The sequence below is a fragment of the Exiguobacterium sp. s46 genome, assembly GCF_018618875.1.
Taxonomy (GTDB): domain Bacteria; phylum Bacillota; class Bacilli; order Exiguobacteriales; family Exiguobacteriaceae; genus Exiguobacterium_A; species Exiguobacterium_A abrahamii.
In genome coordinates this window covers 217,495-242,874 of record NZ_JACSMY010000002.1, presented here as the reverse complement: position 1 = coordinate 242,874, position 25,380 = coordinate 217,495, and the positions used below count along the sequence as shown (strand labels likewise).

The following is a 25,380-nucleotide window of genomic DNA, read 5'->3' as shown; positions in this document are numbered from 1 at the left end:
AAATATAATAGAAACGCTTTCGAAGCAACAGCTAGGATATACAAAAAAAGACCTTTTCTCGGAATGTACCCGAAAAAAGGTCTTTTTATTCGCTTATTTTTTTGCTTTCTTCACTGTCACAGAAGTCACAGGGCTCACTTGACCACGTGTATTCTTAACGTAGACGGAAAGCTTCGCTTTTGCTTTTTGCTTCGGAATTTTGACAGAATAGTTGCCTTTTGCAGAAACTGTTCCTTTTCCGATGACTTTTTTCTTCGCATCTTTTACATAAACACTCAATTTCTTTTCAGCTGTCCCGGTTACTTTCGTTTGTCCGGCATAGACTGATTTCACTTTGGGTGCTGTTGGTGCTGGTAGGACTTTTACGATCGTCGGTTTACTTGTACGTTTAGCAATATCCGTTACTGTGACGATCAAGCTTGAACCACCGACTTGTTTTGGTAATTTCACACTGAAATGACCTTTTGCATCAACTTTTGCTGTGGCGATTTTCTTTTGTTTCGCATCTTTGACTGTAATCGTACCGCCAGCAAGAGCTGTACCTGTCATTTTTGTCGCACCAGCAAGAACCGGTTTGACCTTCGGTGCTTTTGGTGCTTTTCCAGGAAGGACTTCTGTCCGTTCCGACGTGACGTCTAGTCCATTCGCATACCGAACCGTCAAGACCGTCTTTTGGTTTTGCCGCGGAATCTTGACGCTGTATTTTCCTGCTTGAGCCGTTGTCGTAGCTAGCTTTTTATTCGTCGTCGTTTCTTTACCATTCTTATCTTTCGTTACGAGTGCTGCCCACACTTCAACTTTCGTTCCTGTCTTGACTGTTCCAGAGACAAACAATTGGTTATCATAGACGTCATTGATATTCCCGTTCAAATTCAACTGAGAGATCGCGCGTGGAATACTGACTTTTCCGTATCCAGAGACTGGGCTGACGTAAGCTGGGAATTCAGGTTCCATCTTCTCCCCATCTTCATCTTCTTCAAAGTCGAACCAGTCGTTTGGATTTTCAAACGCAAGTGGCTCTGCACTCTTACGCAAGATCTGTTCGATTTGTGTTGGTGTCAGTTTCGGGTTCAGTGACTTCAAGATACCTGCTACTGCTGCAACGTGTGGCGAAGCCATACTTGTTCCATCCATATACACCGTGTTACCGTCTGGAATTAAACTAGCGACTTTTGATCCTGGTGCCACGACGTCAAGTCCGATACCATAGTTCGAATAATCAGCAACCATTCCAAGCGGATTCGTCGCTCCGACAGAAATCGCATATTCCGAGTTCGCTGGGTAACCGACCATCATGTCATAGTCGTTTCCTGAAGCGGCAACAACTGTTACACCTTTTTTAGCTGCATATTCCATCATATACGCCATCGTCCGGCTCTCACCGCCACCAAGACTCATGTTGATGACTTTTGCGCCATGATCGACTGCATATTTAATCCCGAGTGCAATCGCGTCTGTTTCGCCTTCGCCATTTGCATTCAAGACTTTAACCGGCAAAATTTGTGCCGATTGATGAATTCCTTGGATCCCGTAATCGTTGTTCATCGTTGCTGCGATGACGCCTGCTACGTGTGTTCCGTGACCGTTATCATCAATCGCATCCCCGTCACCGTTGACGGAAACATAGTTCTTTTCATTTGCGATATCAACTTTTCCTTGTAAGTCCTTCAAGCGATAATCGACACCTGTATCGATGACTGCAATCTTAACAGGCGCTAACTTCTTCGAACCGAAACGTTGTTGGAACGCTTCAAACCCGATCCCAACGTTATCGAATTGCTCAAAGACGGTCTTTTTGTTGACAGCCCATTGATAATCGAAGTTGATGTCCTTCGTTGCGCGATACGTCTGAATTTTCTCGACGTACTCAACAGCTGACGAACGGTTGAGCGATTGTTTTAATGCGGTTGCCGATTGACCTTTGACAGTTGGGTCTTCCGTCACGATGACGAAGTCTCCCGCATTACCAAGGGATAAACGTTCCACATCCGTTGCCTGAACACCCGCAATCTTCATCGAACGGTTCATTTTACCTGGCTTTAATTTAACGATATAACGTGTTGCTTCTTTTGATTGAATGTTCATTCCCAGTGATTGGAATGTTTCGCTCAATTTGCTTCCACTTAATTTAGAGACATCCATTTTGTTGGCATATCCATCAATCTCTTCCGCAATCACAGCAGGTGATGCTTCACGTGATAATTTGTAGAGACGATCGACAGCTTGTTGATCGGCTTTCGTCAACGTGTACGATGTTCCACGTACGAGTGATTCCATCGCCGGCTTCAATGTTTTTAAATCTTCATATGCTTGTTGACGCTTTTCTTTATTGAATAAAAGCGTTTTGACGACGTAAGGTGACGCTTTGTAGTAAAGCGATGTCAAAGCACGTCCTGCATCCGATTGGCTCAATACTTGCTTTTGGATCGAGTGCATGAGTGCGAGCATCGGCTTTTCTTCTTTTGTTTGTTTGAGTGCTTCTTCCGCCATACAGCTGATGTCATTGATTGGCTCATACTCGACAGGTAATTTGACGTTGTTATACGTCAACTTGACATGAGCGGCTTTCGTCGTCTTACCTTCTTCGATGTTCGGGTAATATTCGACTTTGACATAATACGGTCCATCCCATGCATATGGAACGGCTAATTTTGTAAGGTTTTTTTCATCTGGCTCCGCCTCTGTCCGGTAACGATCAAACGTATCGTCTTCCGCAGCCATCGCTTCACTCGGATACGCCGTTACTTGAACAGGTTGATCCGTATCGATCGATAGTTCGAAGTGTGACGCGGTCTTTTCTACACCCGCTTCATGGTTGACGCGGTACCAATATGTATTTTTTTCTTCCGTTCCTGTTTCAAGCGTCGTTTCTTGTCCTACTTTCAAGAGCGTTGCTTTAGCAAGGGCTGTTTCCGCCTTTGCTGTCGTAGGTCCTACTCCGAGTGTCAAAATCAGACAGCTCAGCATGACCCAAATCACCAGTTTCTTCACGCCTGTTCCTCCTTCAAGATGGATGTACTTTATCTTGATTATAAACAGTAACTGGATAAAATGGATATTTATTTTATGGATGTATCTTACAATTTTGAAAGGAAAGGCATCCCATGCATATGAGCATCGGATGCCTTTTAATGATTATTTAAAATCTGCTACATATTCACCGTATCCCTCTTGTTTCAATTCCTCTTTTGGAATGAAACGTAAGGCAGCCGAGTTCATACAATACCGAAGTCCTGTTGGCTCTGGACCATCCGAGAAGACGTGTCCCAGATGCGCATTTCCGTGACGACTCCGGACTTCCATCCGCTTCATGCCGATTGAAAAATCACTTTTCTCAATGATATTACCTGGCTCGAGTGGTTTCGTGAAACTCGGCCATCCTGTCTTCGAATCATATTTATCGTTTGATGAAAACAATGGTTCGCCAGAAATCAGATCGACATAGATACCGTCTGCTTTCAAATCGTGATACGGATTATCAAACGCCGGTTCCGTTCCGTCTTCTTGAGTCACTTTGTACTGGATGGCGGTTAATTTCTTTTTGATTTCTGCATCTGATAATTTTGGATACGTTGGAAGATCGAGCTTTGGCTGATCGTTCCAGTAGCGATTGATGAAGTCGTCGCGTCCAGAAGCTGCCCGGTAAAACTTATATTTCTTCTCACTCTTCAAATAGTAATCCTGATGGTATGCTTCCGCTTCATAAAAAGGACCTGCCGCAATCAACGGTGTGACGATTTTATCATCGAAGACTTGTTGTTTCTCTAACTCTTGTTTCGATTGCGCTGCGATTTCTTTTTGTTTCTCATTCGTATAGAAAATCGCCGTCGTATAAGACTCACCACGGTCGACGAATTGACCATCTTCATCCGTCGGATCAATTTGACGCCAGTAGACATCTAGTAATTGTTTATATGAGATGACGTTCGGATCAAACGTGATCAATACCGCTTCCCGATGACCTGTCGTCTCAGCTGATACTTGATTATACGTCGGGTTTTCAACATCGCCGCCGGTGTAACCAGAAATGACGGACTTGACCCCTTTTAACTCTTCGAACGGGGGCTCCATACACCAGAAGCACCCGCCGGCTAAAATCGCCGTCTCTTCCGGTTGATAACTCAATTCCTTACTGCCGCTTGATTTTGCCTGCTGTTGCTGGAACACGAAGTATCCCCCGACCATGATGACGATGAGACCGATGACTGATACAATCGTCCACATTCGTTTCTTCATCTCCCTTCGCCTCCTTTATTTAGCTTACGTCGCGTGACGTCTATTGGATGTTCTTTTATTTAACTGTACCGCGCTACTGCCGTCTTGTCGTAGCATGTGCTCAAAAGAAGCACATTCAATACTATGTAGAGTTCTTTTGTGTTTCTCCACGAAAAAAAGAGCCTCATATCGGCCCTTTTCGAAATTAACCTTTTTGAATCCAGAATTTTAGGACGCTTGCTTCTTCTTCATGTTTGACGAGTTCATGACCACCTGATGTCGCCCACGCCTGAAGATCGTTTTTTGCCCCTTTATCCGTTGCATGGACTTCAAGGATTTGACCTGATTCGAGTCCAGCGATGGCTTTTTTTGTTTTTACGATTGGCATCGGACAAGCAAGTCCTTTTGCGTCGAGTACGAGTTCTGATTTCATGTTGTATTCCTCCTGAATGATTTGATGTTCGTTATGAATCGGCTTAGCGTACCGCACAGCGATTCGGTCCGACTTCCATTTCCCGTTGTGTCTCAAGATCGGGTGTCTGTTTCCCCATGTTTGTTTCACGGATATCTTGATATGCGTTCGGTTGTGGCGGCAGGTTCTCTGTGACCATTTTCCGGAATGTTGCTTCATCGTCGATGTTGAGACCATGATTGTTCGCAAGTAAGATGCTTAATTTTTCCGCTACACTACCATCCGTGTTCAATTCTTCAATGATCATGAAATGTGCCGGTAAGACGATGAGTTCTGGTGAAAGATCACGATACGTGTTGTAGAGCGAATCGCGTAAATCACCGACCCAGTCTTCCGCGAGACCTGCTAAATCCGGACGACCAATCGAGTCGATGAACAAGGTATCACCCGTCAATAAATAACGCTGATCGACGATGAATGAAGTCGATCCAATCGTATGTCCTGGGGAATAAAGAGCGCGTACTTCAATCGCTGTATCCCCCACTTGAACCGTACTACCGTCTTCAAGTGGTGCATAATCGAATGTGACATCCGTCGCATCTTTTGGCGGCAACCAGTATGTCGCGCCTGTTTTTTCGGCGATGTCGCGTCCTCCAGAAATATGATCCGCGTGAAGATGTGTATCAAACACATGCTTAATCGTGACGTTGCGTGATGCGGCATAATCCAAATACACATCTGTCATTCGTGTCGCGTCGATGAGTACGGCCTCTCCTTCTGAGATGACCATATACGAGAGACACCCTTTACCGATTCGAACGAACTGAACGACTTCGCCTTGATCAGTTCCTGTTTCGTTCAGCGTTCCGAGTGAAATCGGTTCTAGATGTTCACTCCATGCTTTCATACCGCCTGACAGATACGATACGTCTCGTCCTGCTTCTTCTAGCATATCGGCGACGAAAATCGATGAACCTTCTTTTGCGCAAACGACGAGAACATCCTGATCCGTCGGAAGCTGATCGAGAATCTCCTCGACACCATCCAACAATTCAAAATACGGAATGTTGAGGTACTTGAAGTTCTCTCCTTCGATTTTCCAATCTTGAAACGCATCCTCATTCCGGACATCTAAGATGAACAGAGACTCACGTCCAATGATTTTTTTTGTAACTTGTGCGGCTGTCATTGCTTGTGCCATATCTATTCGTTCCTCCTCTACTTTACGCTGTTGTATTATTTCGCTGAAACGAGTGTCGTCGTCTCAGACGCCCATTCCTGCATACCCGGTACGACATTGTGGACCGTATACCCCTTGTCACTGAGCTGTCGGCATGCCATGTCACTTCGGCTACCTGTCCGGCAGATGACATAAATCGTCTGATTTGAATCCAGTTCTGCATGGCGTGTCTCCAGTTCGCCTAACGGAATATTGATGGCTCCCGGTACATGGGCGAAGGCATATTCTGCTTGTTCACGAACATCAAGCACCGTGATCGAGTCGTCTTGGCGTGCTGCTTCGACTGTTGCGTTGTCGACGGTTTGAGCGAATGCTGCTGGTTCCGTGACATCACCTGTTGATTTCCGAACGTAATGACGGAGCACTTCGCCTTCTTCAATCGTGCCTAAATAATGATTGCCGGTGCTGTTTGCCCAGGCACGGAGATCTGCAGTTGATCCTTTATCCGTCGCCTGGACTTCGATGACTTGTCCCGGTTCTAACGTCTTGATCGTTTTTTTCGTCCGAACGATTGGCATCGGACAAGCGAGACCTTTGGCGTCCAATACGATATCTGATTTAATCCTAGTCATACAATTCGCTCCTTTACGGTGTGGGGTATTATTTCGTTTCGCCTTCGTACGACATCATGCCGCCATCCATGTTCGTCACGTCATATCCTTGTCCTTCGAGATATGTCGTTGCGCGACCACTGCGCGCACCAGAACGGCATACCATGACATACTCTTTTTTCTTGTCGAGTTCGTTCATCTTGAATTCAATCAATCCGAGTGGAATATGGATCGCTCCCGGAATCATTCCTTCTTTGACTTCATCGACTTCCCGGACATCAATGACGTTCAGTTGTTCACCACGTTCGATTTTTTCCTGTACTTCTGTTGCTGTCATGCGTTTCATGTTCAATTCCTCCTCTTGATTCGATTTAGCGCCAGGCATTCATTCCGCCACGGACTTCCGTGACATTCGTATAACCGGCTCTTTTTAGTACTTTGACGGCTTGTTTGCTTCGCATCCCGCTTTGACAGATGACGAGCATTTCTTTGTCTTTCGGGATTTGATTCAGTTGACTGTTTAGCGTTTGTAACGGAATGTTCTTAAATCCTTTGATGTGATTGCCTTTGAATTCTGCCGCTGTCCGAACATCGAGATAAAATCGTTTGCGGTCGTTTAGTAACGGCTTCAGTTCCGTGGTCGACACTTGCTTGACGCCTTTTGTTGGGGCGAACATCTTATAAGCGAGATAGCCGACGACGAGCAACAAGATAATCGATAGTACATCCATGCGTCACTCCTCCTTCAGATTATTAGATGAATAGATTGACGTTTCCGTTCTCCGCATCGGCGAGGTAGGCGGCAACACCTGCATACTCAATCCCGTCGTGTAATTCTTCCTGTTTCAAACCGAGTAAATCCATCGTCATCGTACAGGCGACGAGTTTGACATCCTGTTCTTTCGCTAATTCGATTAAGTCCGGAAGCGGCATCGCATTGTGCTTCTTCATGACGTTTTTAATCATTTTTTGACCTGCACCACCGAAGTTCATTTTCGAGAGTGGCATCTTATCAGCACCGCGTGGCATGAACTTACCGAACATCTTCTCAAGGAATGTTTTATCCGGCTGGATCGGTTCATCCTTACGCATCGCATTCAAACCCCAGAAGGTATGAAAAATCGTGACTTCGTGATCGTATGCGGCTGCACCGTTGGCAATGATATAAGCTGCCATGACTTTGTCGTACTCTCCACTAAATAAAACGATGGTTGTTTTTTTCGTATCTGACATGAACGTAAATCCTCCATTTTTACCCTAAGGGGTATATTAATTCGTAAAAATTTTTCATCTGCTTTTCATTAAGAGTTGAACAGCCTCTGCAACGGCTTGTTCATGATTTTCCGTCGCATCATCCTGACGGACACAGTCGATCAAGTTTTCACTGACGACGAGACCGATGACGCGATCGATTGCACTACGTGTAGCGCTCAGTTGTGTGACGACATCCTTACAAGACGCCTCCTCTTTCATCATTCGAACGATGCCGTGGATTTGTCCTTCAATCCGATTCATCCGATGAATGATGCGATCTTCATAACCGTTTTCCATATGAAGTCCATCTCCTTTTTTAAATGTGACATGCGTCATACCTCGTTGGTACATTTCATACAATAATACCCGCATGGGTATAAGTCAACGAAAAAGATTTCCGATTTTGTCGCCATTGTAGAACGTCCGGAAATCTTTTTGCATTTAACCTTTCCAATTCGCCTGTAAAAAAGTGATCCAATGTTCTGCAAGGCGAGTGGGCATCTTCTCTGGTAACAGATAACGAAACGTTCGTTTAGAGATCCCTTTCGCATGAAGCGTAAAAGACTCAGACGGGAAAGACGTGACGAGTCGTTCCGACAATGCTGCAATGCCACTCCCATTAAAAACAAGTTGGCGCACTAAATAGTTGGCATCAACTGTAATCGTTCTTGCGGGCACGATTGACGAAGCATCCAGCCAACGATCAAGTGCATAGCGGGATGCGGATCCTTCTTCGCGAACGATCCACGTCGCATCGTTTAACGAAAGGTCGGACACACCAATGATGTGCAGTTGATCTTTTGCAAAGACGATTTGTTTGATTCCATCAAGTGTCAATTCTCCCTCAATCATCCCGAGATCAATCTCACGATGTCTTAAGGCTGCTGCCACTTGATCATGGTTCATTAACTGGATATCTAGTGATACCTTAGGATGAACGCTTGAAAACAGATGAATCATATTATCGAGCAACATTTCGTGAATCGTATGCGTTGCTCCGATCCGTAAGGTTCCGCGGAAGACACCTTCCGATTCATCCAGCTGGGACTGCATCTGTTCGAGCTGGAAAAGAATTTCTTTCGCGTGGCGATAGACAATCCAGCCCATTTCCGATACCTCGACCCCTATTGCGAATGAATCACGTATTAACAATGAATGTCCGATATCTTCTTCTAGTCGTTTGACGTGAACACTGACCGTCGGTTGCGATAGAAATAACTGTTCCGCTGTTTTCGTAAAATGACGTGTTTCAACAAGTGTGACGAACGTTCTCAGTTCAGTTAATTTCAACAATACCCCTCCTCATTACATTTCATAATCATTTGTATGTAATTAATTCATTTTTATAATCTTGTATTCCTCTTTCATACTCAAGGTATCACGTATTAGAAAGAAGGACTGTTTCATGATGTATATCTCATTTATGTTATTAGGAGCAACCATCGGCATACTCTCCGGCTTTTTCGGAATCGGTGGCGGCATCATCCTGACCCCACTTTTATTGATTCTCGGCTATGAAGCCAGCACCGCGATTGTCCTCAGTCTGTTGCTGACACTCGGATCGACTGTGACCGGCACGCTTTCACATCTTCGATTAAAAACATTCCGTTTTCGTGATGCCGGGATCATTGGTCTGTCTGGCATCATCGGTTCTGCGTTGATCACACCAATTGTCTTTTGGCTCGAGCGTCATGCTGGTGCTGATGTCGTCTTATCAAGTCTCTACATTGTCTTACTGATTGGTTTTTCGATTCAATTCCTTCGTCCCCGTTCAAAGGAACGTCCGTCTTTTCCGGTCCATGATGCTTCCGTCGTGAAGCTCGCTGTCATCGGACTTGCTGCCGGAATTCTCTCTTCATTAATGGGTGTCAGCGGTGGATTCTTGTTGACTCCGCTCTTGCTCGCCTGGGTTCGTTTCCCGCTCAAACAAGCAATCGGAACGAGCATTGCCTCTGCGACATTGATCGTTCTTGGAGGCGTGACGAGTTATGTTGCTTCCGGAACCAGTGCCCCGTTATCACTCGGGATTGCTTTAATCGTCGGTGCGTTCATCGGCTCACCACTCGGCGCGTCACTCTTGCATAGCTTCAATGAACCGTTCGTCCAAAAGACGTTAGGAATCTTTTATGGTGTTGTCGCCTTAAGCGTCATCGTCAAAGTGTTCGGACTTCCCTATCTGTCACTCGTCTTACTCGCTCTGTTCATACTCAGCCTTTTGAGCGTCTTCGGTTACCGGATTCTCAAAACAGCCTAAATGAAAAAGCAGCTGACGATGTGTCAGCTGCTTTTGTGCGTGCTCAATGATTAACGCACGCTTTCTTCTTTGATTTTTTGCGGTTTCATGATTTTTGCTTCTTTTTTCTGACGCATGCGTTCCGCGTTCATCAGTCCCCCTAACATCAGGACGACAGCGGACAAATAGAACCATGTCATCAAGACGATGATTCCGGCAAGCTGACCGTAAAGACGATCGTAACTACCGAACTCAGCGTAGTAAGAGAAGAATTCCGAGACGACTTGCCAGGCAATCGTCGCAAAAATGGCTCCAGGGAGTACTTGACGAACCGTTAGTCGGACACTCGGTAAGATCCGATACAATAATATGAAAAAGACAAGTAAGAACAACGTCCCGAGTCCCCAGCGGAATAAGAACCAGATCCACGAATAATTCGTCACGAAATCAGCGACGATTGCAAAGTGGTTGATGAAACGCCGTGTTAACTTTTCTGAAATCGGAACAATCAACGAAATCGGTAAGATGATCATCATCCCGATCGTAAAGGCGAAGTCTTGCAACAGTCCGCGCCAGAATGGCGCTTTTCGCGTCACTTCGAGCGCATCGTTCAGCGAGCGGACAAGTGACTGGACCGACATCGAAGCAAGCCAAAAGGCGGCAAGGAAACTGATCGAGGCAAGTTTGAAGCCACCTTGATCAAAGATTCCAACGACGTTTCGCTGAATCAAGTCGTACGTTTCTGCCGGAGCAAACGGTCGAATTAAATCCAGCACGTTATCGGACGTAAACGGTAAGAACGAGACGATCCCAACTACGAATAATAAGAACGGGAATAAGGACAACATCAGATAATAGGCGAGCTGAGCCGATTTATCAAAAAAGGCTTCACCAAAAAAACGGGCAAATACAGGTTTGATTAAAGACATACAAATTTCCTCACTTTCAACTAATTCTCTACACTATCCCCCATTTCATACCTCCTTTAAACTTTTGGAAGTCTTTTGAACTTATAACAACCTTATACATCATTCAAGTTTGGCGCTTCGGTTCTGCGCGGGGTACACTAGGAACAGAGATTGTATCGTGCTTGTTTTTTAGAAAGGATTTCGATTCGTGTACTCACTCATTCAAACTGAAGCAGAATGCTTCTTTACTTCTTATATAGAGCAATACCCCGAAATGGCCGGACGTCAGCAAGAAGTCATCCGTTCGATTGAAACAACAGGAACGTACGAACAGACGGCTTCCGAGCTCGCGTTCGGTGCGAAGCTCGCTTGGCGGAACAGTAACCGATGTGTCGGACGTCTCTTTTGGGAACAACTCCATGTCTTTGACGCGCGGGATGCGTTGACCGTTGAAGCGGTCCGCGACGCGTTATTTGAGCATATCCGGTTCGCGACGAACGAGGGACGAATTCGCTCGACGATCACGATTTTCCATCCGACACGTGTCCGGCTGCATAATCATCAACTGATCCGCTACGCTGGTTACGAAACCGCAACAGGAATCATCGGTGATCCGGCTTCGATCCAACTGACGCGACAATGTGAAGCACTTGGCTGGACCGGAGCGCGTACACCCTTTGATATCCTGCCCCTCTTGATTGAACTCGATGGACAAGTCAGCCTGCATCCGATTCCAGATGAGCTCGTGCTCGAAGTCAGCATCACGCATCCTGACTATGATCTGTTCGGTGGTCGCGAAGTCCGCTGGTATGCTGTGCCGATGATTGCCGACATGCAGCTTGAGATCGGTGGCATCGTCTATCCGTGTGCTCCGTTCAACGGATGGTACATGGGAACAGAAATCGGTGCTCGTAACCTTGCCGATACGGATCGTTACGATCTGTTACCGCTCGTCGCGACACAACTCGGTCTGAATACTTCGCGTGAACGTTCGCTTTGGAAAGACCGAGCGCTCGTCGAACTGAACGTTGCTGTACTCGAATCGTTCGAACGTGCCGGTGTTACGATTGTCGATCACCATACGGCTGCCAAACAGTTCGCTCGTTTTGAAAAAAACGAAGCGGCGTGTGGTCGTGATGTCACCGGGGAATGGTCCTGGCTCGTGCCACCGATGAGTGGGGCAACGACGCATATGTTCCATAAGGATTACGACCCGGAAATCAAACGACCGAACTTCTTTCCAAAATCAACACAGACGGCACCTGTAACCGGCTGTCCGTTTCACCAAGGAGCATTGAAATGAATTATGTCGAACAGTTACGTCAAAAAATCGGTCATGACCCAATCATTCTTGTCGGTTCCGTCGTCCTCGTCGTACAAAACGAGCACATTTTGCTCGAACAACGAAACGAAACACAAGCCCGCTTTGGTTTACCAGGAGGATTGATGGAATGGGCGGAATCACCGGAAGAGACCGCTCGTCGAGAGCTTAAAGAAGAGACTGGCTTAGAGGTGGAACGATTAACGTTACTCGATGTCTACTCCGGTCCGCAATACGTGACGACGTTAGCGAACGGAGACGTCTTTCAAAGCGTCACCCTCGCCTATATCGGTGAACATCCGATTGGAATGTTAAAACAAAGTAATGAGAGTATCAAGCTCCAGTTCGTACCGCTTGATGACTTACCTGATCATTTGGTCGGTTCTCACGCTCGAATGATTGAAGACTACAAAAACCGCCGCTAAATGAATAGCAGCGGTTTTTGTTTATAGCGACTGACGCATGATGTATTGTTTCAAATCCCGCTGAGTCCACCCTTCAGAACGTAACGCCTCCCAAATCTGCACATCTGTTGATTGATAATGGTAGGTCGTTCCCGGTAAACGACGGACGACTTCTGTCGCGTGTCTTGCTTTTTGTTCTGCTGGACCTACGACTGACAAGAGAGATGATCCGGCTACTGCCACTACACTTGCTTCTAATTGGTAATAATCCGTTTGTAATTGCTGCATGACATGAGGATCTTGCTGCCAGATGTATTCCCCTTGTCCATGGTATTGTTTTAAAAACTCCACTTCTTCGAGCGTCGGCAGAGCGGCTTCTTGACGTTCATCCGTTAAATGAAAATATCCGATTTCTCCAACAATCGTATAGTGAAGCGATTCATACAAGCGAATCGCTGGGTCGTTCCCTTGAATGACTTCAAGCATCAGACCATCCATTCCGATTTCTTTAGCATGGCTCAGTTGTGCTTGATACAAGGCTTTCGCGATCCCAAGACGACGATATTGTGGTGAAATCCCCAGTCCCCCACACCGCATGATGCGTTGACCCTCGATCTCCTTCCAACCGTTCAGCCAGAGACCGACCGGTATTTCTCCATGATAGGCAACGAATGAATGCTCCAATTGGTTCCCGTCTCGTTCGATGATGCGCTCTTGGAATTCTGCTTCCGATAAGTGCAGTGGAATCAAATAATCTTGGAATCCATCCTGCATCGCTTTGTACGCCGTTTTTACGCCAGGTGCGCGTTGAATATGAATCATCGAAAAACCTCCTTTTCCACTGAGCTGTTTCGCTTTCGTTCGCCTCATTTCCTGCATACAAAAACACCCTTGTCGCCAAGGGTGTTAGTCGATTCATTGATGGAGTTTCGAACGCTTGCGTCCATATCCGAAGTACAACAGTAATCCAATGGCTGTCCAGACAAAGAAGGCAATCCACGTGAATGGTTGTAAGTTGAACATGAGCATGATACAAGCAAGGACTGACAAAATCGGTAAGACTGGGACGAACGGAACCTTAAAGGCGCGCTTCAAATCGGGACGCGTCCGGCGTAGGACGATGACCGCGATCGAGATGAGCGAGAAGGCTGCCAGTGTTCCGATGTTGATCAATTCAGCAAGTGTACCAAGCGGCACGAATCCAGCGATTAAACCAGCAGTCGTTCCGAGAATCCAAGTCGCTTTAACTGGTGTGTGTGACTTTTCATTGACGTCTGAGAAGACTTTCGGTAATAATCCGTCACGGCTCATCGCGAACAAGAGACGGACGAGACCAAATGTCATGACGAGGATGACCGTCGTCATACCAACGATGGCTCCTAAGTCAACGAATCCAGCGACCCAGTCTTGGCCAGCCACTTTTAAGGCAAGGGATACTGGGCTATCAACACCTTCAAACTGTTTGAATGGAACGATTCCGACCATGATAGCAGAGACCACGACGTACAAAACGGTAACGATCGCAAGCGATCCTAGAATCCCAATCGGTAAGTTACGTCCCGGGTTTTTGACTTCTTCTGCTGCCGATGTGACGGCATCAAATCCAAGATAAGCGAAGAAGGCAATCGCTGATGCTTGCAGGACACCGCTCATACCGAACGGCGCAAACGGCTTGTAGTTGCCTGGTTCGATATACCAGATCCCGACGACGATGAACAAGACGACGACGGCAACTTTGACGAGTACCATGATGTTGTTGACGCGTTTTGTCTCTTTAATCCCAAGCGAAAGCAAGAGCGTGATGACCATCAGAATCAAGAACGCTGGTAAGTTAAAGAACGTTTCGCTTCCTGGTACAGCACCTGGAGCAGCTGTTAAAGCTGTCGGTAAATGGAGACCAAAGCCTGCTAACAGTGACTGGAAGTACCCTGACCAGCCGGTCGCAACGGCACTCGAAGCGAGTCCGTATTCTAAAATGAGACACCAGCCGATGATCCAAGCCACGACTTCCCCAATCGTTGCGTATGTATACGTATATACACTACCTGAGACGGGAATCATCGACGAGAATTCAGCATAACAAAGGGCTGCGAGCGCACAGACGATAGCGGAAATAATAAATGAGATCGGTAAAGCAGGTCCTGCATAAAGAGCGCCCGTTCCTGTCAGAACGAAAATCCCGGTACCGATGATGGCACCGATTCCAAGTAAAATAAGGTCAAACCCTGATAAGTGACGTGCCAGTTTGGAATGTTGTTTCATGTCCATCATCACACTGACATCTTTCTTGCGAAGCAAACTCATGTTTCATCCTCCGAACTTTTCTCTTTTTTCTGAATATTCAAATCATTGAGGTAATTGACTTTCTTATCATAACAAACGATGTCAGGTTCGATAAGTCTTTTTTTCTGTATTTTTTCACAAAGTGGTCAAACCACTTTTGTGAAAATGCGACAACGCTTTGATGCGTCAACGCAAAAACACCCTTTCCTCAAAATGAGAGGAAAGGATGTACTCGTATTACGGACGATCGTTTGGATGATCGAGGTTAGGACCTTTATGATCATCTGGATCGATCGGGTAATCATCTTGCTGTGCTAAATCGTTTTCTGGCAATGCACCTTTTGGTGTACCATGTGTCGTCTCATCCGTTGAAGAAGAGCGCGCTGAACGTGGTGCACGATCTGGTGTGACATCATCTGCTGCTTGTGAAGCTGCACCTTTTGCTGCATCTTTCAAGCTCGGTGATGAAGAAGTCGATGCTGACTTACTTGGAAGGTTCGATGTGTCGACTTCCGTGTTCTCTGCTTTCTTTTGCAGACGATCGAGGTAACGCGATGCATTATCACGTCCACCAAGACCAAAGGCAAGACCGAAAGCAAGCGCAAGTGCTCCAAGGATCAAGATGAAGGCCGAGTTGACAATCGTATCAGCAACACCCAATTGATCAAGTGCCATGAAGACAGCAAGTGCAAGAATCGCATACTTCGCAACGCTTGAGAGGACTTTTAGTTCAGAGTTGCCGAACAAGCTGTCCATCGTACGTTTGACGAGGTTGCTGACGATGATCCCGATTGCGAGAATGATGATCGCTGTCAAGACGCTCGGTAAGAACGCAAGGACGGCACGACCGAGGTCGACCATGAAGTCAAGACCAATCAAGTTGAATGCTTCGACGACGAAGAGAACGACGATGACGATCTCAACGAGTGCACCTACGATTGAAGCTGGTGATGTAGAAGCTTGGTTCGCATCCCATGAACCGATCTTCAAGTGACGTGTCAGGTTGTTGAATCCAAGACGTGATAAGAGATCCGTAACGAATTTCTTGATGAAACGTCCGACGTAAAGACCGACAAGAATTAGAACGACACCAACGATGATGTTCGGAATCATACCAAGGACATCGTTCAACATGTTGATCGCTGGTCCTGTGATTCCTTTAATGTTTAATTGATCAAGTGCTGAAATCGTGATTGGAATCAGAATCAAGATGAAGACGACTGTTCCGAGAATCGACGAAAGTGATTTCGCATCTTTTTGATCCGTTGATCCAAGGTTGAAGCGAGCTGCAAATTTATCCGTTCCAACAGCATGAAGGAAATTCGTCACGATATCGCGGACGATTTTCGCTACGAGGAAGCCGACGAAGAAGATGGCTGCCGCAGCAATCAAGCGTGGAATGAATCCAAGGAATGACGATAACAATTGGCTGAACGGTTGTGAGACACTCTCAATGTTCAACGCACCGAGTACACCCGGTAGGAACAGAAGCAAGACGAGGTAGAAGACGATCTCCCCTGCTACTTTTGGATAAGTTGAAAGATCCGTCTGACCTTGAAGCATCTTGTTCGAACGCACTTTGTCGTTCGCCATCAACTTCGTTCCTGCTTTGACGATGATCATGCGGAGAACGACCGCAATGACGTACGCCAAGAGAAGAATGAGGGCTGCTTTCAAGATATTCGGGATTGCCGCGAGTAATGTACTCATCGTATCCGCAAGTGGTCCAGCAATGATGTTCAGATCAAGGATGTTGAAGACCAAGATAAGAACGAAGACCATGAGCACCCAAAAGACGACGGTTCCGATGATTTTTTCAGGTGTCCACTTTTTCTTCTTTGGTGGCGTACCCTCTTTTTGAGGTGACAACTTGTTGACGACCCCAGACTTCTCTAACGCTTTTTGAACTCCGTTCGCGATCAGCTTGGCAATGAGCCATCCAATCAAGAAAATGATGATCGCTCCAAGCAAGTTGCCGAGTGATCCGAGAATGCCGTTCAAGTTCAACGACGTTCCGTTCCAAATGTTATTCATCCTGCCACACTCCTTCACCTAAATAAAATTATATATTTCTGACACTTCTTTAATTTCCCCAGCTAAAGGATTTATTAAACCCGTGTCCGTACCAGAATGTGGCGTTTTTTGTTTTCAATACAAAAAATGGGATGTTTGCTATATGTGAGGATACACTGCTACAACAATCATTTCGGAAAAAAGCAGTATCGTCTAATTGACGACACTGCCTTATATCAAACGACTTCTTTTTCAGAGAACTGACTGTTGTACAGATCTGCATAAAACCCGTCTGCCTCGAGTAATTCTTCATGTGTGCCCTGTTCGATGACACTTCCTTGATTCATGACGAGAATCAGATCGGCATCCTTGATCGTCGACAGACGATGGGCAATGACGAAGCTCGTCCGCCCTTCCATCAAGCGACGCATCGCTTGCTGGATGAAGACTTCCGTCCGTGTATCTACACTAGAGGTCGCTTCATCGAGAATCATGATCGGCGGATCGGCAAGAACGGCCCGCGCGATTGTCAACAACTGTTTTTGACCTTGCGAGATGTTCGAGGCTTCCTCGTTCAAGACCGTATCATACCCGTCCGGCAACGTCCGGATGAAGTGATCAGCGTGTGCCGTTTTGGCTGCAGCGATGATTTCCTCCTCGGTCGCTCCACTCTTACCGTAAGCAAGATTATCTCGGATCGTACCGTTGAAAAGCCACGTATCTTGTAAGACCATCCCGAAAGTCGTCCGTAAGTCTTCGCGTGACATCTCGCGGGTATCGATGCCGTCAATCCGGATCGTCCCCCCGTTCAACTCATAAAAGCGCATCAATAGATTGATCATCGTCGTCTTACCGGCACCCGTTGGTCCAACGATCGCGACCGTTTGTCCCGGTGCGACATCGATGTTCATATCCTTGATCAAGAGATCGGTTCCGTAACCAAAATCAACGTGTTCGAACGCGACCGCTCCTTCAGCCTGCGCGAGACGATGTGTCGTCACTTCCTTGATTTCTTCTTCTTCGTCTAGTAATTCAAAGACACGTTCTGCTGCTGCGACCGTCGATTGAACGATGTTCGCGATGTTCGCCGTCTGTGTGATCGGTTGCGTGAACTGGCGTGTATAGGTGATGAACGCTTGGATATCCCCGATCGAGATCGCCCGTTGCGTGACGAGAATCCCGCCGACGATACTGATCAGGACGTAACTGATATTTCCGATGAACATCATCATCGGCATGATGATCCCGGAGATGAACTGTGCTTTACGTCCTGCTTCATATAACTCTTCATTGACGGCATCAAACTGCTCGACCGCTTTGCGTTCATGTCCGAACGCCTTGACGACTGAGTGTCCGGTATACATCTCTTCGACGTGTCCGTTCAATTGGCCAAGTGTCCGTTGTTGGTCAGCAAAATACTTTTGAGAACGTTTCAAAATCGGTCGGATCGCAAAGATCGAAACCGGCAACGAAACGAGCGAAATCAGTGTTAACAGCGGACTGATCGTCAACATCATGATCAGAATCCCGACGATTGTTACGATTGAGGTGATGAACGATGTCACACTTTGTTGTAACGTACTGCCGATCGTATCGATATCGTTCGTCACGCGGCTGAGTGTCTCCCCGTTCGGACGACCATCGTAGTATTTCAACGGCAGGCGTTCGAGTTTATGATTGACGTCTTCGCGTAAATCGTAGACTGTTTTTTGAGCGATACCTGACATCAAATACTGTTGCAAGTAATTAAACAGACTACTGATGATATACAGTCCAGCGAGCCAGAGCAGGATCTGTCCGATTTTCGTGAAATCGATTGCTGCTCCCGGTACACCTTGGAACTTCGCATATGCCCCTTCAAACAATTCCGTGATTGCCGTCCCCATGATTTTCGGACCGGCAATCATGAAGACCGTACTGAGGATGGCTGCGAGGAAAACACCAACGAGTGCCGTTCGACGCGGACGCAGATACCGAAGCAGACGACGGAACGTTGCTTTGAAATCCTTTGGTTTTTCTCCGAGCATCATCATATTTCCGCCACCGGGACCACCAGGCGGAGGACCGCCGGCAGGTCGTTTTTTCTCACTCATGCGATTTCCTCCTCTGATAGTTGTGACTTAACGATTTCCTGATAAACGGCATTGTCAGCAAACAATTCATCATGCGTTCCGATTCCAGCGACTTTCCCTTCATCCAGGACGATGATTTGATCGGCATCGATGACGGTGCTGACACGCTGAGCGACGATCAAGACGGTTGCCTCGCGTGTTTCTTCCCGTAAGGCTTTCCGAAGTGCCGCATCAGTTTTAAAGTCGAGCGCCGAAAAACTGTCATCAAAGACATATAAATCTGGTCGACGAACGAGTGCTCGCGCAATCGACAACCGTTGTTTTTGCCCACCGGAGACGTTCGATCCACCTTGTTCGATCCGTGCTTCGTAACCGTCCGGCATCCGTTCGATGAAATCGGTCGCTTGTGCGATTTGCGCCGCATGCGCGACTTCCTCGTCTGTCGCGTCCTCTTTCCCGAAACGAATGTTTTCAGCGATCGTACCCGTGAACAGTAGCGCCTTTTGGGGAACGAAGCCGATTTTCGACCGCAGTTCCTCTTGCGGTACATCCTGGCTATCGACACCGTTGACCCGGATGCTCCCTTCCGTCACGTCATAAAAACGAGGAATCAAATTGACGAGAGTTGATTTACCGGAACCCGTTCCGCCGATCACAGCCGTCACTTCACCTGGTCGTGCCGCAAAGCTGATGTCGGATAAGACAGGTGTCTCAGCACCTGGGTAACGGAACGTGACACGATCAAAGACGAGCGTTCCTTTTTCACGGTCAGCGGTTTGTGTCCCCTCATCTGTCATCGTTGGTGTCATCTCGAGAACTTCATTGATCCGTTTCGCCGAGACAGCTGCTCGCGGAATCATGACGAACATGACCGACGCCATGACGAGCGCGAACATGATTTGCATGACGTACTGGATGAATGCCATCAAATCCCCGATTTGCATGCCGCCATTATCGATCCGAATGCCCCCGAACCAAATGACACCGACGACCGTCAAGTTCATGACGAGCATCATCACTGGCATCAAGAACGCCATGATTTTATTGACCTTGATCGAGACTTCTGTCAAATCTGCGTTCGCTTTTGTCAATCGTACTTGTTCATCACGTTCCCGGTTAAAGGCACGGATGACACGGATCCCCGTCAAGTTCTCCCGCAGGACGAGGTTCAGACGGTCGAGTCGTTTTTGGACTTTCCCAAACAACGGAACCCCTTTCCACAGGATCAACAGGATTGAAATCACAAGGACCGGCATCGCCGCGACGATGACGAGCGATAGTTTGGCATCTTTTGAGACAGCCATGATCAATCCACCGATGAACATGATCGGCGCACTGACGACCATCCGTAACATCATGATGACGACTTGTTGGACTTGCGTGATGTCGTTCGTCGTCCGTGTGATCAATGACGCCGTTCCGACTTGGTCGAACTCTTGCAGGGAGAACCGTTCAACATGGTTGAAGACTTGGCGACGGATATCCCGTCCGAGTCCCATCGACGCCTTCGATGAATAATAACTGGCGGCAACGGCAGCTAACGCCCCGACACCGGTTATCCCGAGCATGACGGCACCAATTTTCCAGATATACGCGGTATCGCCGGTAACGACGCCTTTATCGATGATGTCCGCCATCAGTGTCGGTAAATACAAATCGGACATCGACTGCGCAAAAACCAAGACGAGCACAGCAAGGACCGCCCATTTATAGACCGTCAACCGTTTGAGTAACTTAATCATCCGAACATCCTCCTTTCAGATCTGGACGTAAAATCTGACCGATTCCCTCAGCAATCACTGCGTGTGTTTCAAGCATCTGTTCGAATACGTCCGGGTCAATCGTCGCAAGCACTTGCTCCAGTTGACGTTGCATCCCCTTCTCTTGTTCCTTGATGTCAGTGACGAATTGCTGCCCTTGATCACTAAGCTTTAAGACGACTTCCCGTCGATTGTCGGGATTCGTCTCCCGAATGACCCAGCCCGATTGGACGAGACCTTCAATCGACTGACTGAGGGTACTTTTCGGTAAGTGCGTATGTGCAGCGAGCTCTTTTTGCGAGATCGGTCCACGCGGTGCAATTGTCATCAAGCTATGAAATTGCGGTAAACTGAGTCCGTTTTCTTGTGCCGTCTGATGCGCTGCTCGGACCAGATGGCGCTGGACATTCCAAAACGACTGCATCATCGCAGTCGAACGGGTCGTTTCCGTTTGATCCATCTTGTTTCGCCTCCTTGTTCCATTTCAAATCGTTCCAAAAGGAACAATTACTTATATGAATTAAATTACGCCGATTATTTTTGATTGTCAACGAAAAGGCAATGTGAAAAATCACATAGTTTTTGCTATGCTCAAGGAACACAAGGAGTGAGCATAGATGAGACATGAAATGGGATTATTTGAAGAACCGTTTCGTTCGATTGAACAAGGACGAAAGACCGTCGAGATTCGACTAAATGATTTAAAACGACAACAGGTAAAAGTCGGTGATCAGATTCGGTTCACGCATACGGAAACGAGCGAGACACTACTTGTTCGTGTAACAAAACGACAAGTCTTTCCTGATTTCCGAGCGCTTTATGAACACATTCCAAACGAAGCTATCGACTGTGTCGGTTGGTCGCTCGACGAACTCGTAACGTCAACTTACTCGATCTATTCAAAAGAAGCCGAGCAACAGTACGGGGCACTGGCTCTGATGATCACATTAGAACCATAAAAAAACGTCTTTTCTACGCTTACAGTAGAAAAGACGTTTTTGAATTCATTCGGGTTCGACGTGTACATGAATATCATAGACACCGTATTCTTCCGTCAGTGTATCTTCAACACGTGTCGCAATATCGTGTGCTTGGTGGATGTTCAAAGTTGAGTTGACGAGGATGACGACATCAACGACTTCATTGTTGCCGTAATTACGTCCTTTGATTGACTTAATCCCTTTGACACCTTCGAGATCGAAAATGACATCTTCGTACATCTTCAGCTTCTTCTCATCGAAGCCATCCGTCAGTTCGTGTGACGCTTCCGTAAAGATGTCCCATGCTGTCTTACAGATCAAGAAGCCGACGATGATCGCGGTCACGACATCGAGCCATGGCATGCCGAACTGTGATCCGACGATTCCGATTGTCGTCCCGACACTGACCCACGCATCGGATAAATTATCTTTCGCTGCTGCCATGACGGCTTTGCTTTCAATCTCCTCGGATAACTTCTTATTGTAGCGGTAGACGAAGTACATCACGAGAGCTGAACCGATTCCGACGTATGCTGCGAGGATATCCGGTGACTCCTGTTTGCCTTCGAACAACGTCGAGATTGTATCGATCAAGACTTGAAGACCGACTGCCATCATGATGAAGGAAGCTACGAGCGAGGCAATCGTCTCACTTTTCCAGTGTCCGTACTTGTGATCGTCATCTGCCGGACGTTGCGAAATCCGTAAGCCGATCAAGACAGCGATCGACGCGATGATGTCCGTCGCGTTGTTCAAACCGTCCGCCCGGAGTGCGGCAGAATCTGCTGTATACCCAATGATTAATTTTAAAGATGATAACAAGATATAAGCTGCGATACTGATCATCGCACCGCGTTCGCCGCGTTTTAGATTATCGTATTTTTGTTGTTCCATTCTCGTCGCCCCCACTTTCTCTGCGATTAGCAAACCTCATCGTACCAGTCAGAAATCGAGTGGGTCTAGAGAAATCATTTTGTTTCGAACTAGGTAATTAACAAAAGCGCAATAATGTTTCCCTACACCAAAACAGGTTCAATAGAGCCATGTGGCGTTTTTGAAGAAAATCAGCAACATTACCTTAAAGAGCAACCAACTTTTTTGACTTGTCAGACTCTTTAACAAACATAATTCGTGCAAGTTCTGAAGGGAATCGGTAGACTAAAGATACAACACCAAGAGGAGGAGTTCTCACAATGGCAGAATTCATTAAGAGTGAAGAAACATTCAAGGAATTGATTTCAAGTGATGCACCGGTCATCATTAAGTTCGAAGCAGACTGGTGCCCAGACTGCAAACGGATGGATTACTTCATGCCGGACGTCGAGTCACAATTCGACCACTTACCAATCCACACGATCGACAAGGATGAGTTCCCTGAAATCGCATCGAACCATGATGTCATGGGAATCCCAAGCTTGCTCGTCTTCAAAAACAATGAAAAACTGGCGCACTTGCACAGTGCAAATGCTAAAACACCAGAAGAAGTTACAGCCTTCTTAAAGCAAAACTTCAACTAAGCAAAAATAACCTGACGCTGCGGCGTCAGGTTATTTTTTATGTATCGATCTGATTTGGGATGCTACTTCAATCCGTCTCAACTTTTCTTAAAAAAGATACGGGTGAACAGATTCGTAATCGTCCCAGCTATCGCTGCTTCGATCAGAGCGACGACCACAATCGCTAAAATATCCTGCATACCTAGAGTTCCTAAGAAATTAATGAGATTCAGAATGAAAAAAAGAATAAAGAAAATCAGATAATCTCGTTTTCGCATCGTAGTCCTCCTACTCAATACGTCTTTGTCGTCTTTCATCGCTACAACACTACCATACATAATACTTTCTAAGGATTACATAATTGAAAGGAACAACCAACATCTACAAAAAACAACATCTACAAAAAAGTAGTCTTTCTCCCGCTCGAGAAAGACTACTTTTGCTTATTTAACGTTCACACGCGATGCCGTCTTTATCCCGGTCTCTTTTCGTGTTTAAGTTATACGTCGCAAGACTCACGTATGCCTTGTACTTTGTTGCTTTGTAAATCGGTTTGCCATTCTTGTCATACCCGGTCCGATTTTTTAGACCCGCTTTTTTCGCGACACCGCCTTTATACGTCTTTTGCATTTCTGCACAACTGGAAAAGGCTTTTGCTTTCGTTGCCGCTTCACTGGCTACCGGAACATGGATCAAGGCGAGACTGACGACACCCGCGAGTACGAGCCGACTCCATTTTTTCATAGGGATTCCTCCTTTTTTCAAAAAACAACGATTCGTCTTTTGATTATAAGAGGTCATTTTTAGAAATTGTTTCCTTTTTTCATTTTTACGTCAATGTTTTTTAAAATCTGACAATCAACGAATATAGGTCGAACTGACGAGGTCATCTTTTAAGATCGACGTCGGGATCTTAAACTCAACGATGCCCATATATCCTGGAGCGATGCTGTACTCATCAAACGACAAAACTAATTTGTGATCTGCCGTAATATAGAAGTTTTGCTTCGCTGAAATGTGCTTGAACTGTTCGTCCTCTGGTACATCCGGTGTTCCTTCGACGAAGTAGACCTTCCCTTCATCGGCTTTCATTTGGCGACGCATCTCTTCTTTTAGATACTCACTGATCGTCGTGATATATCCGTCATCCTTGAACAAGGATGGTAACGTCAGGACCAGCTGTTGTTTTTTGTCGATTGTATCGTACTGGGCGCTTTCCGATGCACTTGCCCGTGTTTCGGTGACGGTTCGCCCAATCGACAACAAGTCGTCCGTATCCGTCTTAACGTCATAGCGGCTATCGACGGCAAATACCCCTTCCTGTCCGTTCGTCTCCTGTTTGAACTTTTCGTAGAGTGCTTGTCCTTCCGCAATATACTTTTCGTTTAGTTGTTGCTCGAGTGCTTTGTCCGGTAACGTCACTTGAGGGGCTTTGATATCAGCCGACTGTTGTGTCTTCGTCTCTTTCCAGTCGATCGTCACGATCTCAGTCAGTTGACCAAAGACCGGCACCTTCGCCATCGCGTCCGCAAATGATGTACTGCTATTTAATCCGCCAACGAATAACGTGATGGCGGCAGCTGTAATCAACACGGATCGCTTCGTCCGCGAAGGACGCGTCCGGTGCTCGACTCGGGCAATCATTTCATCGAGTTCTTTTGGAACCGGTGGTTGTTGGTATGCCTGTTTCAGATCATCAAGTTTGTTCGACATCTAAATCATCTCCATTCAATTTCATTTTCAGTAAGGTCAACCCTTTATACAGCCGGGACTTGGTCGTACTTAAATTCAGCTCTAAAATCGTCGCGACGTCTTTTAAGATCAAGTCCTCGAAATAGTGTAAGATGACGACTTCCCGGTACATGACCGGTAGCTCCTCGAGCGCCTGTCGTAAATCGGAATCCGGGTATGTATCTTCTTTTGTCGCGACGAGTTCGATCAGTCGATCCGTGTCGTAACTGATACTATGCTGACGCTTCCGGATTGCATCAATCGCTGTTCGTGTCAAAATTTGATAGAACCAGGCTTTCATCCGTTCCTCATCCTCGAGTCGATCGAGCGACTGTAACGCTTTTTGGATGCTGTCCTGAATGACATCCAGGCTATCCTGTTCATTTTTCATATAACTGTAGGCTAACCAGTAGAGATTCGGTTTGTATTGCTTTAAAAAACGGACGAATGCTTTTTCCCGTTTTCTCATTTGACGAGAGGTCATAGGCCGCGGCTCCTTTTTTCGAT

27 protein-coding genes are annotated in these 25,380 nt (G+C 46.6%); 5 read left to right on the top strand and 22 right to left on the bottom strand.

The genetic code is table 11. The features are described from left to right. Window positions 1-93: 93 nt before the first annotated feature. From KNQ08_RS12780 to KNQ08_RS12735, 10 genes are all read right to left on the bottom strand, one after another. Window positions 94-2,991, bottom strand: coding sequence for a S8 family peptidase (locus KNQ08_RS12780; RefSeq protein WP_214806046.1), 2,898 nt, complete (start codon window positions 2,989-2,991; stop codon window positions 94-96). A 144-nt stretch (window positions 2,992-3,135) separates the two neighbouring features. Next, window positions 3,136-4,236, bottom strand: a complete 1,101-nt coding sequence (gene msrB, locus KNQ08_RS12775; protein ID WP_050678931.1) for a peptide-methionine (R)-S-oxide reductase MsrB — start codon at window positions 4,234-4,236, stop codon at window positions 3,136-3,138. A gap of 184 nt (window positions 4,237-4,420) precedes the next feature. Continuing rightward, entirely contained in the window at window positions 4,421-4,648 is a 228-nt protein-coding gene (locus KNQ08_RS12770) for a sulfurtransferase TusA family protein (protein ID WP_029343316.1), read from the bottom strand. 43 nt (window positions 4,649-4,691) lie between these two features. After that, complete coding sequence (locus KNQ08_RS12765; protein ID WP_050678930.1) at window positions 4,692-5,828, bottom strand: MBL fold metallo-hydrolase; 1,137 nt, start codon at window positions 5,826-5,828, stop codon at window positions 4,692-4,694. A 35-nt stretch (window positions 5,829-5,863) separates the two neighbouring features. Continuing rightward, window positions 5,864-6,439, bottom strand: a complete 576-nt coding sequence (locus tag KNQ08_RS12760; RefSeq protein ID WP_064300579.1) for a sulfurtransferase TusA family protein — start codon at window positions 6,437-6,439, stop codon at window positions 5,864-5,866. A gap of 28 nt (window positions 6,440-6,467) precedes the next feature. Then, entirely contained in the window at window positions 6,468-6,764 is a 297-nt protein-coding gene (locus tag KNQ08_RS12755) for a rhodanese-like domain-containing protein (RefSeq protein WP_023466941.1), read from the bottom strand. Between the two features lie 25 nt (window positions 6,765-6,789). Beyond that, window positions 6,790-7,149: a rhodanese-like domain-containing protein gene (locus KNQ08_RS12750; RefSeq protein ID WP_214806044.1), complete on the bottom strand. Its 360-nt coding sequence runs from the start codon at window positions 7,147-7,149 to the stop codon at window positions 6,790-6,792. 22 nt (window positions 7,150-7,171) lie between these two features. Beyond that, window positions 7,172-7,651, bottom strand: coding sequence for a DsrE/DsrF/DrsH-like family protein (locus KNQ08_RS12745; RefSeq protein ID WP_023466937.1), 480 nt, complete (start codon window positions 7,649-7,651; stop codon window positions 7,172-7,174). A 54-nt stretch (window positions 7,652-7,705) separates the two neighbouring features. Next, window positions 7,706-7,969, bottom strand: a complete 264-nt coding sequence (locus KNQ08_RS12740) for a metal-sensitive transcriptional regulator (protein ID WP_023466936.1) — start codon at window positions 7,967-7,969, stop codon at window positions 7,706-7,708. 144 nt (window positions 7,970-8,113) lie between these two features. Next, the gene (locus tag KNQ08_RS12735) at window positions 8,114-8,962 is read right to left on the bottom strand and encodes a LysR family transcriptional regulator (protein WP_214806042.1); all 849 of its coding nucleotides are present in this window, start codon (window positions 8,960-8,962) and stop codon (window positions 8,114-8,116) included. Window positions 8,963-9,095: 133 nt separating this feature from the next. Here KNQ08_RS12735 and KNQ08_RS12730 point away from each other — a divergent pair, with 133 nt between their 5' ends. Then, the gene (locus KNQ08_RS12730) at window positions 9,096-9,926 is read left to right on the top strand and encodes a sulfite exporter TauE/SafE family protein (protein ID WP_251133709.1); all 831 of its coding nucleotides are present in this window, start codon (window positions 9,096-9,098) and stop codon (window positions 9,924-9,926) included. Window positions 9,927-9,976: 50 nt separating this feature from the next. Here the strand turns inward: KNQ08_RS12730 and KNQ08_RS12725 are convergent, their stop codons facing one another. After that, window positions 9,977-10,834, bottom strand: coding sequence for a YihY/virulence factor BrkB family protein (locus tag KNQ08_RS12725; RefSeq protein ID WP_023466934.1), 858 nt, complete (start codon window positions 10,832-10,834; stop codon window positions 9,977-9,979). A gap of 187 nt (window positions 10,835-11,021) precedes the next feature. On the opposite strand from KNQ08_RS12725, the gene KNQ08_RS12720 reads away from it, so the two are divergent. Together KNQ08_RS12720 and KNQ08_RS12715 are read left to right on the top strand one after the other, a co-directional pair. After that, the gene (locus KNQ08_RS12720; protein ID WP_483299298.1) at window positions 11,022-12,116 is read left to right on the top strand and encodes a nitric oxide synthase oxygenase; all 1,095 of its coding nucleotides are present in this window, start codon (window positions 11,022-11,024) and stop codon (window positions 12,114-12,116) included. Next, a complete protein-coding gene (locus KNQ08_RS12715; protein ID WP_214806037.1) occupies window positions 12,113-12,559 on the top strand; it encodes an NUDIX hydrolase in 447 nt (148 codons plus the stop codon). The genes KNQ08_RS12720 and KNQ08_RS12715 overlap by 4 nt, the downstream gene beginning before the upstream one ends. A gap of 21 nt (window positions 12,560-12,580) precedes the next feature. On the opposite strand, the gene KNQ08_RS12710 is transcribed toward KNQ08_RS12715, so the two are convergent. The 6 genes from KNQ08_RS12710 to KNQ08_RS12685 all read right to left on the bottom strand — a co-directional run bounded on the left by KNQ08_RS12710 (window position 12,581) and on the right by KNQ08_RS12685 (window position 21,126). Continuing rightward, complete coding sequence (locus KNQ08_RS12710; RefSeq protein ID WP_214806035.1) at window positions 12,581-13,360, bottom strand: GNAT family N-acetyltransferase; 780 nt, start codon at window positions 13,358-13,360, stop codon at window positions 12,581-12,583. 93 nt (window positions 13,361-13,453) lie between these two features. Beyond that, window positions 13,454-14,842 (bottom strand): branched-chain amino acid transporter BcaP, encoded by a 1,389-nt coding sequence (gene bcaP / locus KNQ08_RS12705; protein ID WP_023466930.1) that lies wholly within the window; start codon window positions 14,840-14,842, stop codon window positions 13,454-13,456. 216 nt (window positions 14,843-15,058) lie between these two features. Beyond that, the gene (locus KNQ08_RS12700; RefSeq protein WP_214806032.1) at window positions 15,059-16,855 is read right to left on the bottom strand and encodes a mechanosensitive ion channel; all 1,797 of its coding nucleotides are present in this window, start codon (window positions 16,853-16,855) and stop codon (window positions 15,059-15,061) included. Window positions 16,856-17,070: 215 nt separating this feature from the next. Continuing rightward, the gene (locus tag KNQ08_RS12695; RefSeq protein ID WP_285800985.1) at window positions 17,071-18,927 is read right to left on the bottom strand and encodes an ABC transporter ATP-binding protein; all 1,857 of its coding nucleotides are present in this window, start codon (window positions 18,925-18,927) and stop codon (window positions 17,071-17,073) included. Further along, window positions 18,924-20,648, bottom strand: a complete 1,725-nt coding sequence (locus tag KNQ08_RS12690) for an ABC transporter ATP-binding protein (protein ID WP_214806030.1) — start codon at window positions 20,646-20,648, stop codon at window positions 18,924-18,926. Before KNQ08_RS12690 ends, KNQ08_RS12695 begins: the two co-directional genes overlap by 4 nt. Continuing rightward, window positions 20,641-21,126, bottom strand: coding sequence for a MarR family winged helix-turn-helix transcriptional regulator (locus tag KNQ08_RS12685; protein WP_029343299.1), 486 nt, complete (start codon window positions 21,124-21,126; stop codon window positions 20,641-20,643). The genes KNQ08_RS12690 and KNQ08_RS12685 overlap by 8 nt, the downstream gene beginning before the upstream one ends. A 157-nt stretch (window positions 21,127-21,283) precedes the next feature. Here KNQ08_RS12685 and KNQ08_RS12680 point away from each other — a divergent pair, with 157 nt between their 5' ends. Further along, window positions 21,284-21,625, top strand: coding sequence for an ASCH domain-containing protein (locus tag KNQ08_RS12680; RefSeq protein ID WP_214806027.1), 342 nt, complete (start codon window positions 21,284-21,286; stop codon window positions 21,623-21,625). 45 nt (window positions 21,626-21,670) lie between these two features. Here the strand turns inward: KNQ08_RS12680 and KNQ08_RS12675 are convergent, their stop codons facing one another. Then, on the bottom strand, window positions 21,671-22,540 hold the full coding sequence (locus tag KNQ08_RS12675; RefSeq protein WP_023466924.1) for a cation diffusion facilitator family transporter: 870 nt from the start codon (window positions 22,538-22,540) through the stop codon (window positions 21,671-21,673). Between the two features lie 299 nt (window positions 22,541-22,839). Between KNQ08_RS12675 and KNQ08_RS12670 the strand changes: the two genes are divergently transcribed. Then, window positions 22,840-23,163, top strand: coding sequence for a thioredoxin family protein (locus KNQ08_RS12670; protein WP_023466923.1), 324 nt, complete (start codon window positions 22,840-22,842; stop codon window positions 23,161-23,163). A 77-nt stretch (window positions 23,164-23,240) separates the two neighbouring features. Here KNQ08_RS12670 and KNQ08_RS12665 read toward each other — a convergent pair whose 3' ends face one another. From KNQ08_RS12665 to KNQ08_RS12650, 4 genes are all read right to left on the bottom strand, one after another. After that, complete coding sequence (locus KNQ08_RS12665; RefSeq protein WP_133208308.1) at window positions 23,241-23,420, bottom strand: hypothetical protein; 180 nt, start codon at window positions 23,418-23,420, stop codon at window positions 23,241-23,243. A gap of 169 nt (window positions 23,421-23,589) precedes the next feature. Continuing rightward, window positions 23,590-23,886, bottom strand: coding sequence for an excalibur calcium-binding domain-containing protein (locus KNQ08_RS12660; protein WP_133208307.1), 297 nt, complete (start codon window positions 23,884-23,886; stop codon window positions 23,590-23,592). Between the two features lie 114 nt (window positions 23,887-24,000). Then, on the bottom strand, window positions 24,001-24,855 hold the full coding sequence (rsiV, locus tag KNQ08_RS12655; protein ID WP_214806023.1) for an anti-sigma-V factor RsiV: 855 nt from the start codon (window positions 24,853-24,855) through the stop codon (window positions 24,001-24,003). After that, window positions 24,839-25,342 carry an RNA polymerase sigma factor SigV gene (locus KNQ08_RS12650; protein ID WP_047392144.1) on the bottom strand — a complete coding sequence of 168 codons (504 nt, stop codon included), beginning with the start codon at window positions 25,340-25,342 and terminating at the stop codon, window positions 24,839-24,841. Before KNQ08_RS12650 ends, rsiV begins: the two co-directional genes overlap by 17 nt. Between the last annotated feature and the right edge of the window lie 38 nt (window positions 25,343-25,380).